The organism is Vibrio sinaloensis (genome assembly GCF_000808535.1).
Lineage (GTDB): Bacteria > Pseudomonadota > Gammaproteobacteria > Enterobacterales > Vibrionaceae > Vibrio > Vibrio sinaloensis_D.
Genome location: NZ_JWLV01000005.1, coordinates 1 through 14,190, shown reverse-complemented (window position 1 = coordinate 14,190; position 14,190 = coordinate 1). Strand labels below are relative to the sequence as shown.

13 protein-coding genes are annotated in these 14,190 nt (G+C 46.9%); 9 read left to right on the top strand and 4 right to left on the bottom strand.

The features are described from left to right. Positions 1–28: 28 nt before the first annotated feature. Complete coding sequence (locus tag RJ47_RS04295; protein ID WP_039481818.1) at positions 29–823, bottom strand: AraC family transcriptional regulator; 795 nt, start codon at positions 821–823, stop codon at positions 29–31. Between the two features lie 72 nt (positions 824–895). Continuing rightward, the gene (rarD, locus tag RJ47_RS04290) at positions 896–1,810 is read right to left on the bottom strand and encodes an EamA family transporter RarD (protein WP_039481816.1); all 915 of its coding nucleotides are present in this window, start codon (positions 1,808–1,810) and stop codon (positions 896–898) included. A 153-nt stretch (positions 1,811–1,963) separates the two neighbouring features. On the opposite strand from rarD, the gene recQ reads away from it, so the two are divergent. The 3 genes from recQ to RJ47_RS04275 all read left to right on the top strand — a co-directional run bounded on the left by recQ (position 1,964) and on the right by RJ47_RS04275 (position 4,986). Further along, positions 1,964–3,799, top strand: a complete 1,836-nt coding sequence (gene recQ, locus RJ47_RS04285; RefSeq protein ID WP_039478971.1) for an ATP-dependent DNA helicase RecQ — start codon at positions 1,964–1,966, stop codon at positions 3,797–3,799. After that, the gene (locus RJ47_RS04280) at positions 3,792–4,109 is read left to right on the top strand and encodes a DUF3630 family protein (protein WP_039478968.1); all 318 of its coding nucleotides are present in this window, start codon (positions 3,792–3,794) and stop codon (positions 4,107–4,109) included. Before recQ ends, RJ47_RS04280 begins: the two co-directional genes overlap by 8 nt. A gap of 205 nt (positions 4,110–4,314) precedes the next feature. After that, complete coding sequence (locus tag RJ47_RS04275; RefSeq protein WP_038139764.1) at positions 4,315–4,986, top strand: 7-cyano-7-deazaguanine/7-aminomethyl-7-deazaguanine transporter; 672 nt, start codon at positions 4,315–4,317, stop codon at positions 4,984–4,986. 120 nt (positions 4,987–5,106) lie between these two features. Here the strand turns inward: RJ47_RS04275 and gppA are convergent, their stop codons facing one another. After that, positions 5,107–6,597, bottom strand: a complete 1,491-nt coding sequence (gene gppA / locus RJ47_RS04270) for a guanosine-5'-triphosphate,3'-diphosphate diphosphatase (RefSeq protein WP_039481813.1) — start codon at positions 6,595–6,597, stop codon at positions 5,107–5,109. Between the two features lie 6 nt (positions 6,598–6,603). Next, entirely contained in the window at positions 6,604–7,905 is a 1,302-nt protein-coding gene (rhlB, locus tag RJ47_RS04265; protein WP_039481808.1) for an ATP-dependent RNA helicase RhlB, read from the bottom strand. Between the two features lie 111 nt (positions 7,906–8,016). Here rhlB and trxA point away from each other — a divergent pair, with 111 nt between their 5' ends. The 6 genes from trxA (at position 8,017) to fre (ending at position 13,842) form a co-directional block, all read left to right on the top strand. Continuing rightward, on the top strand, positions 8,017–8,343 hold the full coding sequence (trxA, locus tag RJ47_RS04260) for a thioredoxin TrxA (RefSeq protein ID WP_038139762.1): 327 nt from the start codon (positions 8,017–8,019) through the stop codon (positions 8,341–8,343). Between the two features lie 192 nt (positions 8,344–8,535). Further along, entirely contained in the window at positions 8,536–9,795 is a 1,260-nt protein-coding gene (rho, locus tag RJ47_RS04255; protein ID WP_005475035.1) for a transcription termination factor Rho, read from the top strand. Between the two features lie 108 nt (positions 9,796–9,903). After that, a complete protein-coding gene (locus RJ47_RS04250) occupies positions 9,904–10,896 on the top strand; it encodes a hypothetical protein (protein ID WP_038193152.1) in 993 nt (330 codons plus the stop codon). A gap of 95 nt (positions 10,897–10,991) precedes the next feature. Continuing rightward, positions 10,992–12,848: a 4-hydroxy-3-polyprenylbenzoate decarboxylase gene (gene ubiD / locus RJ47_RS04245; protein ID WP_039481806.1), complete on the top strand. Its 1,857-nt coding sequence runs from the start codon at positions 10,992–10,994 to the stop codon at positions 12,846–12,848. After that, positions 12,845–13,114: a 2Fe-2S iron-sulfur cluster-binding protein gene (locus RJ47_RS04240; RefSeq protein WP_038139759.1), complete on the top strand. Its 270-nt coding sequence runs from the start codon at positions 12,845–12,847 to the stop codon at positions 13,112–13,114. The genes ubiD and RJ47_RS04240 overlap by 4 nt, the downstream gene beginning before the upstream one ends. Before the next feature lie 14 nt (positions 13,115–13,128). Beyond that, positions 13,129–13,842 (top strand): NAD(P)H-flavin reductase, encoded by a 714-nt coding sequence (gene fre, locus RJ47_RS04235; protein ID WP_038193155.1) that lies wholly within the window; start codon positions 13,129–13,131, stop codon positions 13,840–13,842. Positions 13,843–14,190 lie beyond the last annotated feature (348 nt).

Here is a 14,190-nt window from a genome sequence, read left to right as displayed (position 1 = left end):
TTGCATGAGGAATTGTAAATTATTGGCACTAGCCAACTTGAGAAGGGGAGACGCCGTAGGTGGCTTTAAATGCTTTGCTGAAGTGGGCTTGATCGTAAAAGCCGATTTGGTGAGCGACATCGGTACCGCAGACTCCACTCTTGAGAAGTTTCATGCCGTGCTCGAGGCGCAAGCGACTTAGCCAAGCGTATGGAGTTAAGCCCACTTTTGCCTTGAAGTGGCGTTGAAATTGAGTGGGGCTCAACTGGCATAAGGTCGATAACTGCTCCAGTTTGACGGGTTGGTCAAGATTCGCCATCAAGTACTCTTTGAGTGTCGCTACCGATTGATTGCCCAGTGGCACGACGCTTTTTTGCTCCTTCGCCCCATACTGCTCAAATAACCGAGCAAAACCTTCATAGGGTAAACAGTCTTGTGCGAGTTGACTGAGGCTAGGATTTGCTAGGCTCTGGTGTAGTTCGACTAAGGTATTGAATAAAAAGGTATCGTTAATCACCAACTGGTTAAATCCTACCATGTCGGACGATCGTTTTAGATCCGCAAGATCACTAAGCCAGTGTGGATCCAATGAGAAGACTTTCACTTGGTAACCTGAGTCGAGCTTGGATTGCCCATCATGCATTTCGTCAGGTGGCATTAAGACGATTTGCCCCTTTCCTGCATGATATGAGTTACCTTGATAATGAAATTTCTGCTCACCTTGAGTGATAAGGCCAATATGGAAATCAAGATGATAGTGGCGTTGAAAGGCAAACGTTCGGTAGTTTGCGTCGATCAAACCTATCTCTTGATTGGGTACTGTTTGGTATTGAACCTTATCCATAAATACAAAAAAGCTTGGCGAATATTTCACCAAGCTTAGCGCGACTGTTCGAGTATGTCTTGTAAAAAACGATCACTTAGCCAAAGCGGCTTTACGTGTTTGTCGATTCGTTTTAAGGCCGTCAAAGCTGAAGATGACTAAGGCACCCCAGATAAAGGCAAAGGTAATGGCTTTGTCTGCCGTGAAGGCTTCACCGTAGACCAAGACGGCGAGTAAAAACATCAAACTTGGGCCAATGTATTGGAAAAAGCCCAGTGTTGATAGCTTCAATCGTGTTGCTGCGCCTGTAAAGCAAAGCAGTGGCAAGGTTGTAACGACACCTGCGGAAATCAGTAACAGATTGAGTGTCATTGGGTTGCTCAGCAAATCAGATGTGACGCTATCTGCAATCCAAACTAGGTAGATGGCGGCAGCAGGTAACATGATAAGAGTTTCGATAAACAATCCAGTTTGCGCATCCAAGCTCACTTTCTTACGTAGCAAGCCATAAAAGCCAAAGCTGAGAGCAAGCGCGATTGCCACGGTTGGGACTGAGCCAAACGCTATCAGCTGAACCAACACGCCACACGCAGCGAGCACTACCGCAAACCACTGAAGCTTTCTGAGTCGTTCGCCAAGAAACAGCATGCCGAGTAATACATTGATCAGTGGGTTAATGTAGTAGCCTAAGCTGGCATCCAACATATGGTTGGCGTTGACTGCCCAAATAAAAATCAGCCAGTTAACCCCGACCAAGAGTGAGGTCGAGATGAGAAACGCCATCTTCTTTTTTGAGCGAAGTACGTCACGAACCCCGCGCCAACGACGGCCGATATGGAGTAAGAAAGCCAGCAGAACAAAAGACCAGACCACGCGGTGACTTAAGATCTCAAGTGGAGAGACATCGCTGATGGCTTTAAAGTAGATAGGGGCGATACCCCACATGGTGTAGGCTCCGATGGCAAGCAGTACCCCTTGCCGAGCTCTTTGTTGTTCTTCTAGTGTCATCGGTCGGTTCCCAACACTTCGTTTACAAAATGAAACATCCAGTATACGAATGACTCTGATAATCACCTAGTAATTTGCAGTTTTATTCACCATCAATCCCAATTACAATTAGCGTTTTGCTCTTCTGCACATCACCCTCTAACTGAGATTTCAATGACTGCCACACTGTTAGCTGAACAATCTGAACCTATCCTCACTCCACAAAGTGTTTTGGAGGAGGTGTTTGGTTATCAAACGTTCCGCGATGGTCAACTGGAAGTGATTGAATCTGCGGTGGCAGGACAAGACAGCCTAGTGATCATGCCAACCGGTGGCGGTAAGTCGCTGTGCTACCAAATTCCGGCACTTGTTCGCAGCGGCCTGACGTTGGTGATCTCCCCTTTGATTTCGCTGATGAAAGACCAAGTCGATCAGTTAAAAGCCAATGGTGTCGCGGCGGAGTGCATCAATTCCACCATGCCACGGGAAGAGTTGATTGCGGTGTACAATCGCATGAATGCCGGCGTGACTAAGCTCGTGTATGTTTCCCCTGAGCGAGTGTTAATGCGTGACTTTATTGAAAGGCTGCAAGGTCTACCGTTGTCGATGATTGCGGTGGATGAAGCACACTGCATTTCCCAATGGGGACATGATTTTCGTCCAGAGTACGCATCGTTAGGTCAACTGAAACAAGCATTCTCTCATGTGCCCGTGATGGCGCTGACGGCAACCGCTGACGATGCAACGCGCAAAGACATCATGCAGCGTTTGCAGCTGAATGATCCGCACACCTATTTGGGCAGTTTTGACCGACCGAATATCCGTTACACGCTAGTGGAAAAGCACAAACCTGTCTCTCAGGTGGTGCGTTTTCTTGAAGGGCAACGTGGTCAATGCGGCATCATTTACTGCGGTAGCCGTAAAAAAGTGGAAATGGTCACCGAAAAACTGTGCAACAACGGTCTACGGGCGGCGAGTTATCACGCGGGGCTGGATGCCGATGAGCGAGCGTACGTTCAAGACGCGTTCCAGCGTGACGATTTGCAAATTGTTGTGGCGACAGTCGCCTTCGGTATGGGAATAAACAAACCCAACGTGCGTTTTGTGGTTCACTTTGATATTCCGCGTAATATCGAGTCTTACTACCAGGAGACGGGGCGAGCAGGGCGAGATGGCTTACCCGCAGAAGCGATGATGCTGTATGACCCTGCGGATATCGGCTGGTTGCGTCGCATGCTGGATGAAAAAGATGATGGCCCACAAAAGCAGGTTGAGGCGCACAAACTCAATGCGATGAGCGCCTTTGCGGAAGCGCAAACTTGTCGTCGCCAAGTGCTATTAAATTACTTTGGTGAGTATCGAGAGCAACCGTGTGGCAACTGCGATATTTGCCTCGATCCCCCCAAGCATTTTGATGCCACCGAGCAGGCGCAAAAAGCCCTTTCGTGCGTCTATCGCGTGAATCAAAGTTTTGGTATCGGCTATGTGGTCGAAGTGCTGCGTGGCATGCAAAATATCCGAGTACGCGAAAACGGTCACGATAAACTGTCCACTTACGGTCTTGGTCGCGAAAACAGCCATGACTATTGGGTGAGTATATTCCGTCAACTGATCCACAAAGGGTTACTGTTTCAAAACATCACCCGTAATTCCACCTTGCAACTGACGCCAGAAGCGCGACCGCTATTGCGTGGTGAAGTGTCATTGGAATTAGCGGTGCCTCGTTTAGATACCGCAGCAAGGGCGGCCAAATCAGACAAGCTTGTCAGCAAAAACTACGATAAAAAGCTGTTTGCCAAATTGCGCAAATTGCGTAAAGCGATTGCAGATGAAGATGGCTTACCACCTTACGTGGTGTTCAGTGATGCCACGTTAATTGATATGGCTGAAATTCTGCCAACATCTTACGGAGAAATGTTGGCGGTCAACGGTGTGGGCCAACGCAAGTTGGAAAAATACGCCGATCCTTTCTTAGATTTGATTCAGGAGCACTTAACCCATCATGGTTGATTCGACGCAAAAGGAATTTGGTTTAGCTGAATACCAGCAACAAGAGGGACGCATCGTGATCACGGCGCCGCGTTTTGATTTTGACAGCTTTCCTGAGCTAGCGGAGAAGTTGGTCAAGTCGCTGTCAGCGTCGGTGATTGAGAAGCAGTGGGATGCCGATATCCACTCATGGTTGATTGATTTTGAAGGCTGCCAACTGTTCTTAAAGTCAGAGCATTACAGCGAAAGTGTTTGGTTTGAAGCGCTGGCTATTGATGATTCAAAAGAAGAACTCGACTTTCTCGCAAGGCTGTTTCAACGCGGCTTTTAGCGCCAAAATAATACGCCAACGATTGCGTAATAACTCTTGCTTGCGGCGTGAATTGGTTAATGTATAATCGCCCGCCGCGCTAGGAGTCACATACTCGATAGTGCTTAAGTTTTTTTATTCACATTGTTGGTGAGACATTGTCTGTTGGCTTAGATGGTGTCGATTTGGGTTCCCTCACCCCCAAACCAAACTAAAAAGGTATCGCATGAGTAACTTTACCCCTGCGCAGCAGCGCAAAGCCCTTCTTTTATTGGTTTTATTCCATCTGATCATTATTGCATCGAGCAACTATTTGGTTCAGTTACCGTTTACGGTATTTGGTTTCCACACCACTTGGGGCGCATTTACCTTCCCATTTATCTTCTTAGCGACTGATTTAACCGTGCGCGTTTTCGGTGCTCAGCTTGCACGTCGTATTATCTTCTTAGTGATGCTACCAGCACTGGCGGTGTCGTATGCACTGTCGGTACTGTTTTTCGAAGGGCAATTCCAAGGCTTTTCCCATCTTGGGGAGTTTAACTTGTTTGTAGCTCGTATCGCGATTGCAAGCTTTATGGCGTATCTATTAGGTCAGATTCTTGATGTGCACGTATTTAACCGCCTGCGTCAGTTAAAGCAGTGGTGGGTAGCTCCAACCTGTTCGACACTATTTGGCAATGCGCTAGATACGATCGCGTTTTTTGCGATTGCTTTCTATCAGAGCCCAGATCCCTTTATGGCGGAGCACTGGACGGAAATCGCGCTGGTGGACTACGGCTTCAAATTGGTCATCAGCTTAGGTTTGTTTGTGCCTATGTACGGCGTGCTATTGAACTTCCTTGTGAGAAAGCTCACTGCTGTCAATCCAGACTTTAAAGTGGTTGGTGCAAACCAGTGATAAGAAAAGAGGGCAAGTAACGCCTTCGGATTCGTAACAGTGCTCTCTCGACTCTAAATCGAGATTCAAAAACAAAAAGCCCGAGTGACAGTCACTCGGGCTTTTCTCTTTATGCGGTCATTATTGAGCGATAACAGTAAGAGGCCAGCCAATATCACTTTGGCGGTTGGCTTCAATTTCAAGCTCTGCGCTGGTCAGTGGGTTGGCATCTAGCCATTTTGCATCAATGGTTAGGGTGAGTTTGTCACCCTCAGAGCTTAGGCTTATGTTTGGCTCAAGCTCAGGGTTACGACGATGCGTTAGTAGCACGGCTAGGCGAAGTAGGCGCAAAATGCGTTTTGCACTTGAACCTGACACGGCGTGCTGCTCAGGTAGAGAGGTCAAATGCTCTCGGTAACGACGCGCAATCTCACCCAGTAAGTGTTTCTGAGCGCGAGTATAGCCAGGCAGATCTAAGCTTTGCAGCAAGTAAGCGCTGTGCTCACCACCTTTTTTGAAGTCAATCGTTAAGCCGACTTCGTGCAGTTTGGCCGCTGTCTCGAGCAACACTTTCCCTTGCTCCTCGACAATCCAATCCTGTTGGCACTGAGAGAGTAAACGCTGCGCTAGATGGGCCACTTGCTCACCATATGCTTGATCAAGTTGGTAACGATGTTGGACGCTCGCAATGGTGCGGGCGCGAATATCGTCCTGCTTGAGTTCATCCACCATCTCGTACACTAAGCCTTCACGCAAAGCGCCGCCAGCCAGTGTCATAGAATCAATTTCTAGCAATTCAAAGATCGCAATCAGAATTGATAAGCCACTTGGGAACACTAAAGCACGCTCTAGTGTGAGCCCTTCAATCTCTAACTCTTCTAAGTGATCCGCTCGCATGGCCTGTTTTTGTAGGCGTTTGAGTTTGGCATGGGTGATGACCTCATCCATGCCTTGCGCTAGCATAATTTCTTGTAGCGCTTGAACCGTGCCCGAGGCGCCGACACAGACATCCCAACCAATCTCTTGGTACTGCTCTAAGATTGGTTGTAAGGTCTCTTTGGCGGCAAGAATCGCGTTGTTGAAGTTTGTGACGGTTAACTGGCGATCTTTAAAGTGACGCTCAAGCCAAGTCACGCAGCCCATCTTTAAGCTTGTTAGTGCTTTGGCTTCAAAACCTTCACCAATAATCAGCTCGGTGCTTGCGCCGCCAATGTCTACCACTAAACGACGCCCACTGCCTCCAGAGGTATGAGCCACCCCTTTGTAGATGGTGGCCGCTTCTTCTTCGCCGCTGATCACTTCAATCTTGTGACCCAAGATTTGATTCGCTTTTTCCAAGAAAACGTCCACGTTGGTCGCGGTACGCAATGTGGCGGTGCCGACAATGCGAATGTTCTCTGTGGGGATATCTTGCAAGCGTTCGGCAAAAAGGCTCAAGCAGTCCCAGCCACGTTGCATGGCTTCTAGGCTCAACGCGTTATGTTCGTCTAAACCTGCGGCAAGGCGAACTTTACGTTTGATTTTGGCCATGGTTTGAACGCTGCCATCAATGTGACGCACAACGAGCATATGAAAACTGTTCGACCCGAGATCGATGGCTGCGTAAAGCGGAGATGAAACGGCTTGGCTCATAGACGCTTAAGAATCCTTTGGTTGGCGCTGGCGAGAGCGATTGTTTTGACGACGGTTACCCGAACGAGATCCACTTGTATTGGTGCGACGCTGCTGCGGACGGTTTGAACGCATGCGAATAGGCGCAGGTAGATCTTCGATTAGGGCACTTGGGTCATAATCCGATACCGGGATTGTGTGCTCAATGTATTCTTCGATCGGTGGGAGGTTGATCGCGTAATCTTCACACGCAAAGCTGATTGAGTGACCGCTTGCGCCAGCACGACCTGTACGGCCAATACGGTGCACGTAGTCTTCACAATCATCAGGCAAGTCGAAGTTAAATACATGCGTCACTTGCGGGATATGCAAACCGCGCGCGGCAACGTCGGTTGCAACCAGCAGATCGACATCACCTTTAGTGAATTGCTCTAGGATGCGCTCACGTTTTTTCTGTGGCACGTCACCTGTAAGAAGACCCACGCGATGACCGTCGGCCGCCAAGTGACCCCAAATGGATTCACATTTGTGCTTAGTATTGGCGAAAATGATCGCACGCTCTGGCCACTCTTCTTCAATAAGTGTTTGCAGTAGCGCCATTTTGTGCTCGTTAGAAGGGTAGAACAACTCTTCCTGAATGCGGTGACCAGTTTTGACTTCTGGCTCAACCACAACATGCTCAGGGTTATGCATGTGTTCGAAAGCAAGCTCTTGAACGCGGTAAGAAAGTGTTGCTGAGAACAGCATGTTCAAGCGCTCTTTTGGCTCAGGCATACGACGGAACAAGAAACGGATGTCTTTAATAAAGCCAAGATCGAACATACGGTCTGCTTCATCAAGGACGACAGCTTGAATGTGGTTTAAGTTAAACACACGCTGCTTGTAGAAATCGATGATGCGACCCGTTGTACCAATCAATACGTCAACACCATCTTCAAGCTTAGCGAGCTGCTTATCATAGCTTTCACCGCCATAAGCAAGCGCAGCTTTGATACCTGTGCTTGCGATTAGTGGTTCAGCATCATTATAGATCTGAATCGCCAGCTCACGTGTTGGCGCCATAATGATGGCGCGTGGCTGAGTTGGCTTACGGCCTTCATGCTCAGACGTCGTGAGTAAGTGGTTAAAAGTAGCAGTCAGGAAGGCTAATGTCTTACCTGTACCCGTTTGGGCTTGGCCTGCGATGTCTTGGCCGGTGAGCAGTACCGGCAACGCCAAGGCTTGGATAGGGGTACAAAATTCGAACCCTTTTTTCTCCAGACCTTCAGTAATTTGAGGGTGTAAACCTAAATCGGCGAACTTTTGCTCTGTGATATGCGTCTTTTTCATGGCTATAGAATATCAGCTTAAGCTTGCAATACGAAAGTAAATACATTCCAATAGGGCATCTAAATACTGGTTATCATGCAACCAGTTCAGAAAAACACATTGGAGTGGAAGATGAGTGATAAGATTTTGCAGCTTACTGATGACGGTTTTGAAAACGATGTAATCAATGCTGCAGGCCCAGTTCTTGTTGATTTTTGGGCGGAGTGGTGTGGTCCTTGTAAGATGATCGCTCCTATCCTAGACGAAATCGCAGATGAGTACGAAGGCAAACTCACTATCGGTAAACTAAATATCGACCAAAACGCAGGTACACCACCTAAATTTGGTATCCGTGGTATTCCAACGTTGCTTCTATTTAAAGACGGTAACGTAGCAGCAACGAAAGTGGGCGCGCTGTCTAAAACTCAACTAAAAGAGTTCCTAGACGCAAACCTATAAGCGTTGTGAAAGAAGACCGTGCTTAAGGCACGGTTTTGTTTTTGAACATCAACAAAATCTAGACTAGGCTACTATTTAGTGCTAGTTTATCGCACGTTAATTATACAAGTTCTCTTCTTGGTCGATCCTGTGACCAAATCCATCTTAACCAAATAACAGATCCTTATTTTGACTAAACAAGCATCAACCACCATGAATCTAACAGAACTGAAGAACAGACCTGTGTCTGATCTTGTTAAACTTGGCGAAAGCCTAGGCCTAGAGAACCTAGCTCGTCTAAGAAAACAAGATATTATCTTCGCAATCCTAAAAGCGCATGCTAAGAGCGGCGAAGACATTTTCGGCGACGGGGTTCTAGAAATTCTGCAAGACGGCTTTGGTTTCTTGCGTAGTGCAGACAGCTCTTACCTAGCAGGTCCGGACGACATTTACGTGTCACCGAGTCAGATCCGTCGTTTTAACTTACGTACGGGTGATTCAATCGCTGGGAAGATTCGTCCACCTAAAGACGGTGAACGCTACTTTGCGCTACTGAAAGTCAATACAGTTAATGATGATAAGCCAGACAACGCGCGTAACAAGATTCTATTTGAAAACTTGACGCCACTGCACGCCAATGAGCGTATGGTGATGGAGCGTGGTAACGGTTCGACAGAAGATATCACAGCACGTGTTCTAGACTTAGCTTCACCAATTGGTAAAGGTCAACGTGGTCTGATTGTTGCTCCGCCAAAAGCGGGTAAAACAATGCTGCTACAGAACATCGCTCAAAGTATTGCTTACAACCACCCTGAGTGTGAGCTGATGGTACTTCTTATCGACGAACGTCCGGAAGAAGTAACTGAGATGCAACGCTTGGTTAAAGGTGAAGTAGTCGCGTCAACGTTTGATGAGCCAGCGTCTCGCCACGTTCAAGTCGCAGAGATGGTAATCGAGAAAGCGAAACGTCTTGTTGAACACAAAAAAGACGTGGTTATCCTGCTTGACTCAATCACTCGTCTTGCTCGTGCATACAACACTGTTGTGCCTTCTTCAGGTAAAGTACTAACGGGTGGTGTGGATGCAAACGCACTTCACCGTCCTAAGCGTTTCTTCGGTGCAGCTCGTAATGTTGAAGAAGGCGGTAGCTTAACGATCCTTGCAACAGCGCTTGTTGATACAGGCTCTAAAATGGATGAAGTTATCTACGAAGAGTTTAAAGGTACAGGTAACATGGAAATCCACCTGAACCGTAAGATTGCAGAGAAACGCGTCTTCCCAGCAATTGACTTCAACCGCTCGGGCACTCGTCGTGAAGAGCTTCTAACGAAGAACGATGAGCTACAGAAGATGTGGATTTTGCGTAAGATTGTTCACCCTATGGGCGAGATCGACGCAATGGAATTCCTAATCGATAAGCTCGCGATGACAAAGACCAATGATGAGTTCTTTGATGCAATGCGTCGTCAGTAATCACTGAAGATTTGATTCCCAAACGCCACCGCTAAGCCGGTGGCGTTTTTGTTTGCATTATCTACTGATAACACGCACAATGGAGTTAAATGTTACAAGGAGGTTAACATGCAACAAGGAATGTTGTCGTCAGTACTCCTATCCGCATTACTTTTAGGAGCGCCAACCGTCTCAGCAACGGAGATGGCCCCTGCTCGTGTGGAAGTGCTTTTACAAGATGAGCAAATTCACCAAAAAGTCGCTCAATTACTTCAATATGCTGTTGAAGATAATATCGATTCCCTCAATTTCGCGCTCGAACGACTTTCTTTACCTCAGCAAGAGGTTTCTAGATACCTGCTTCTTGACAAAATCGAGCAGCAACAGGTTGTGCTTACCCCTAAAATGGCGTTATTTGTAGAGCAGCAAAAAACACGAGTCCCTACCTATCAAGTATTAGAACGGGGGGATGGTTATGAGTTTTCAGTTCCCGCGTTTAACTATCCCGCCATCGCAAGTCGCTTACTCAAGCAATGGCGTCAAGATCAATCAACTCTCGATTTTGTCTTGCAAGCAGAGCGAGGGGAGCTTGTTCTACAAGATTGGCTATCAGGCAGTGAATATCAGGTCCAAACACGTGAAGCATTACTTATCCGTGAGCTAGATAGCTTGTCTCCAGAGGCGGTGAAAAGCATCACCCAGCAGTTCACAGACTCTGCCATTGTAAGTTGGTTGCCATCTTCCGATGTGATGGTTCGTTTAGCACAAGTGAGTGAAGATGCGGATGTGTATAAACTGGTGTGGCTAATGCGCGCAGATTTTAACAGCCAGCAAGAACTTACGAGGTTGGCTAAGGTTGGCGATGACTTCTCGCTACAACAGATCATGCTTGCTTCGCAAAACCCGAGTTTAAAAGAACACGCATTGAAAGAGCTCACACGGATAAAACCGATGAATCAAGAGGTAAAAGCCTTCTTGATTGAGCGTATGGCGCTGAAAGATGATGCTCCGTTTGTCGCACAGGAATTGGCTCGTCAAGGATACACGAACTGGCTTGAAGAGTTAGCCAGCCACAACCAAAAGGTTCGCAGTAGTGCCATTCTCAATGCTTTGGCTAAATAGCTGACTTATCGTGAAATAACCACAATAAAAAGAGGGATCGGATGATCCCTCTTTTTGATATACTGCCTGGAGTTTAACCAGCCATTAGAAGGCCTATGAGTTTTAAGGATCTACGCGACTTTATTGCCCACTTAGAGCAAGAGGGCAAGCTGAAACGCATTACTCACCCTGTTGACCCACATTATGAAATGACTGAGATCAGCGACCGAACGCTTCGAGCGGGAGGCCCTGCTTTGTTGTTTGAAAACCCAATTGGTTATGACGTACCCGTGCTTACCAACTTATTTGGCACGCCAGAGCGCGTTGCTATTGGTATGGGACGTAGCGAAGTTAAAGAGCTACGTGACGTGGGGAAATTGTTGGCTTACCTGAAAGAGCCAGAACCGCCACGTGGATTTAAAGATGCGATAGATAAGATCCCCGTCTTTAAACAAGTACTCAATATGCCCGCTAAAAGGCTGCGTAAAGCACCTTGCCAAGAAGTGGTTTGGCAGGGTGAAGATGTGGACCTCGATAAAATCCCAGTGATGAGTTGCTGGCAAGATGACGTGGCCCCTTTATTGACTTGGGGTTTGACTGTTACGCGTGGCCCGCATAAGAAACGCCAGAACCTAGGTATTTACCGTCAGCAGAAGATTGGTAAAAACAAAATCATCATGCGTTGGCTAGCACACCGTGGTGGAGCTCTTGATCTGCGTGATTGGATGGAAACTAATCCTGGAAAGCCTTTCCCGATATCCGTAGCTTTTGGTGCAGATCCGGCGACCATCTTAGGGGCGGTAACACCAGTACCAGATACATTATCTGAGTATGCATTTGCCGGCTTACTACGTGGCAGTAAAACTGAAGTCGTCAAATCGGTCAGTAACGATCTTGAAGTACCAGCAAGCGCGGAAATCGTGATGGAAGGGTATATCGATCCAAACGAATATGCGGATGAAGGACCTTATGGCGATCATACTGGCTACTACAACGAAAAAGAAAAGCACCACGTGTTTACCATCACGCACATTACCATGCGTAAAGATCCCATTTATCACAGTACCTACACAGGTCGTCCGCCGGATGAACCTGCGGTATTGGGTGTTGCGCTGAATGAAGTGTTCGTGCCGATTTTGCAAAAGCAGTTTCCTGAGATAGAAGACTTCTACCTACCGCCAGAAGGTTGCTCGTACCGAATGGCGGTGGTAACCATGAAGAAGCAATACCCAGGTCACGCTAAGCGCGTAATGCTTGGGGTATGGTCTTTCCTACGCCAGTTTATGTATACCAAATTTGTAGTGGTATGCGATGAGAGCGTTAATGCACGTTGCTGGGACGATGTGGTCAAAGCTATGGCTGACAATATGGAGCCAGTGCGTGACACACTCATGATAGAAAATACGCCTATTGATTCTCTCGATTTTGCATCTCCTGTTGTCGGTCTTGGTTCGAAGATGGGTATGGACGCAACGATTAAATGGGATGCAGAAAACGCCACTGCGCCAGAACTGAATGCAATCTCTCATGTTTCAGTAGATAGTGAGGCGCTCGCAAGGTTTAAATCCGATAACCCAGAGGTGGTGGATATCGCGCTGCCAAGTTCAGCACAGAATGATCGCTTTGTGATTATCTCTATGCGTAAGAACCAATCAGGCCAGTCAAGACAGCTGATGGAAAAAGTCTGGACGTGGTTAGAGCAACACACCGACAGTAAATTTGCCATCCTTTGCGATGAAGATGTCGATGTCCATGATTGGAATGATGTGATTTGGGCGATGACAACTCGTATGGATCCAGCCAGAGACACAGTACAAATTCGAGCTGAGAACGGACGCTGTTCTAAACTAGGGTTAGATGCGACAAATAAATTTGCTGGGGAAGTTAATCGAGAGTGGGGTATCCCAATTAAGAAAGACCCACAGTTAGTCGCACAAGTCGATGCTAAGTGGAGTAAGCTCGGTATATCATGAGCAAAATAATACGCTTGCAGCCTCAAGGAATTTGTTTTGAGGCGCAAGATGGGCAAACGGTACTGGAAGCGGCGCTCAACAATAATATACGCTTTCCACATCGTTGCCAGGTTGGAGCGTGTGCAGCCTGTCTGTGCCGTAAACTTGAAGGAACAGTAAGTTACGATCTTGAACCCATGCTCACAGAGAAAGAGCAGCAACAAGGTTGGATATTTGCTTGTCAGGCAGTAGCCGAAAGTAATTTAGTACTTACTTTTGAGGAGTAAGTAAGAGGAAGACCATGACCATCCAATGTAAAGTAAAGTCTATTAAGCCGTTAGCTTGTAATACTTATCAAATTCTACTTCACCCAGAAACGCCTGTGGCATTTAAAGCGGGGCAATACCTTATGGTAGTGATGGGTGAAAAAGACAAACGTCCTTTCTCGATTGCAAGTAGCCCTTGTCGCCATGAAGGTGAGCTAGAGTTGCACATTGGTGCGGCAGAGCAGAATGCGTACGCTCTAGAAGTTGTTGAAGCAATGAAAGACGCGCTAGCAAACGGTGGTGATATTACTATCGATGCGCCACATGGTGATGCTTGGGTTCAAGAAGAAAGTGAACGTCCTATTCTTTTAATTGCGGGTGGTACAGGCTTTAGTTACGTACGCTCAATTCTGGACCACTGCGTAGCTCAAAGCTTGAATAACCAAATTCATTTGTATTGGGGGGGCCGTGATGATTGCCAACTGTATGCAAAAGAAGAGCTAGAGCAAATTGAAGCTAAACATGAAAATGTTCACTTTGTCCCTGTTGTCGAAGATGCTCCAACAGAGTGGACAGGAAAGGTCGGTAATGTGCTGCAGGCTGTAGAGCAAGATTTTGACTCTCTCGCAGAATATGACATCTATATAGCAGGGCGCTTTGAAATGGCTGGTGCTGCGCGCGAACAATTTACACAAAATAAAGGTGCGCAAAGCGATCGAATGTTCGCTGATGCCTATGCATTTATCTAAACTTAGTTAAATAAGACCAAAAAGAGAGCAATTTGCTCTCTTTTTTGTGCTTTTGAATACAAATTCAACGAACAGTCATTTTTTCCAAATTTATTTAAAAAAGGGGTTGCGCTAGAGCAAGAACTCCCTATAATGCGCATCCACTGACACGGCAGACGCCACAAGGCTTCAGCGCTAAATCAGTAAAGCCAACTAGCAAAATTTCGAATTGAAAAGTTTGAAATAAAAAATTCAAAAAAGTGTTTGACACTTCGAATTGAAACGCTAGAATGGCTGCCTCTTCCGAAGTGATGTAAGTCACAAAGAAGAAAGCTCTTTAACAATATAAACCTATCAATCTGTGTGGGC

Coding starts and splice junctions, on each gene's coding strand:
- RJ47_RS04295 (WP_039481818.1), bottom strand. CDS start 823: ATGGATAAGGTTCAATACCAAACAGTACCCAATCAAGAGATAGGTTTG.
- rarD (WP_039481816.1), bottom strand. CDS start 1,810: ATGACACTAGAAGAACAACAAAGAGCTCGGCAAGGGGTACTGCTTGCC.
- recQ (WP_039478971.1), top strand. CDS start 1,964: ATGACTGCCACACTGTTAGCTGAACAATCTGAACCTATCCTCACTCCA.
- RJ47_RS04280 (WP_039478968.1), top strand. CDS start 3,792: ATGGTTGATTCGACGCAAAAGGAATTTGGTTTAGCTGAATACCAGCAA.
- RJ47_RS04275 (WP_038139764.1), top strand. CDS start 4,315: ATGAGTAACTTTACCCCTGCGCAGCAGCGCAAAGCCCTTCTTTTATTG.
- gppA (WP_039481813.1), bottom strand. CDS start 6,597: ATGAGCCAAGCCGTTTCATCTCCGCTTTACGCAGCCATCGATCTCGGG.
- rhlB (WP_039481808.1), bottom strand. CDS start 7,905: ATGAAAAAGACGCATATCACAGAGCAAAAGTTCGCCGATTTAGGTTTA.
- trxA (WP_038139762.1), top strand. CDS start 8,017: ATGAGTGATAAGATTTTGCAGCTTACTGATGACGGTTTTGAAAACGAT.
- rho (WP_005475035.1), top strand. CDS start 8,536: ATGAATCTAACAGAACTGAAGAACAGACCTGTGTCTGATCTTGTTAAA.
- RJ47_RS04250 (WP_038193152.1), top strand. CDS start 9,904: ATGCAACAAGGAATGTTGTCGTCAGTACTCCTATCCGCATTACTTTTA.
- ubiD (WP_039481806.1), top strand. CDS start 10,992: ATGAGTTTTAAGGATCTACGCGACTTTATTGCCCACTTAGAGCAAGAG.
- RJ47_RS04240 (WP_038139759.1), top strand. CDS start 12,845: ATGAGCAAAATAATACGCTTGCAGCCTCAAGGAATTTGTTTTGAGGCG.
- fre (WP_038193155.1), top strand. CDS start 13,129: ATGACCATCCAATGTAAAGTAAAGTCTATTAAGCCGTTAGCTTGTAAT.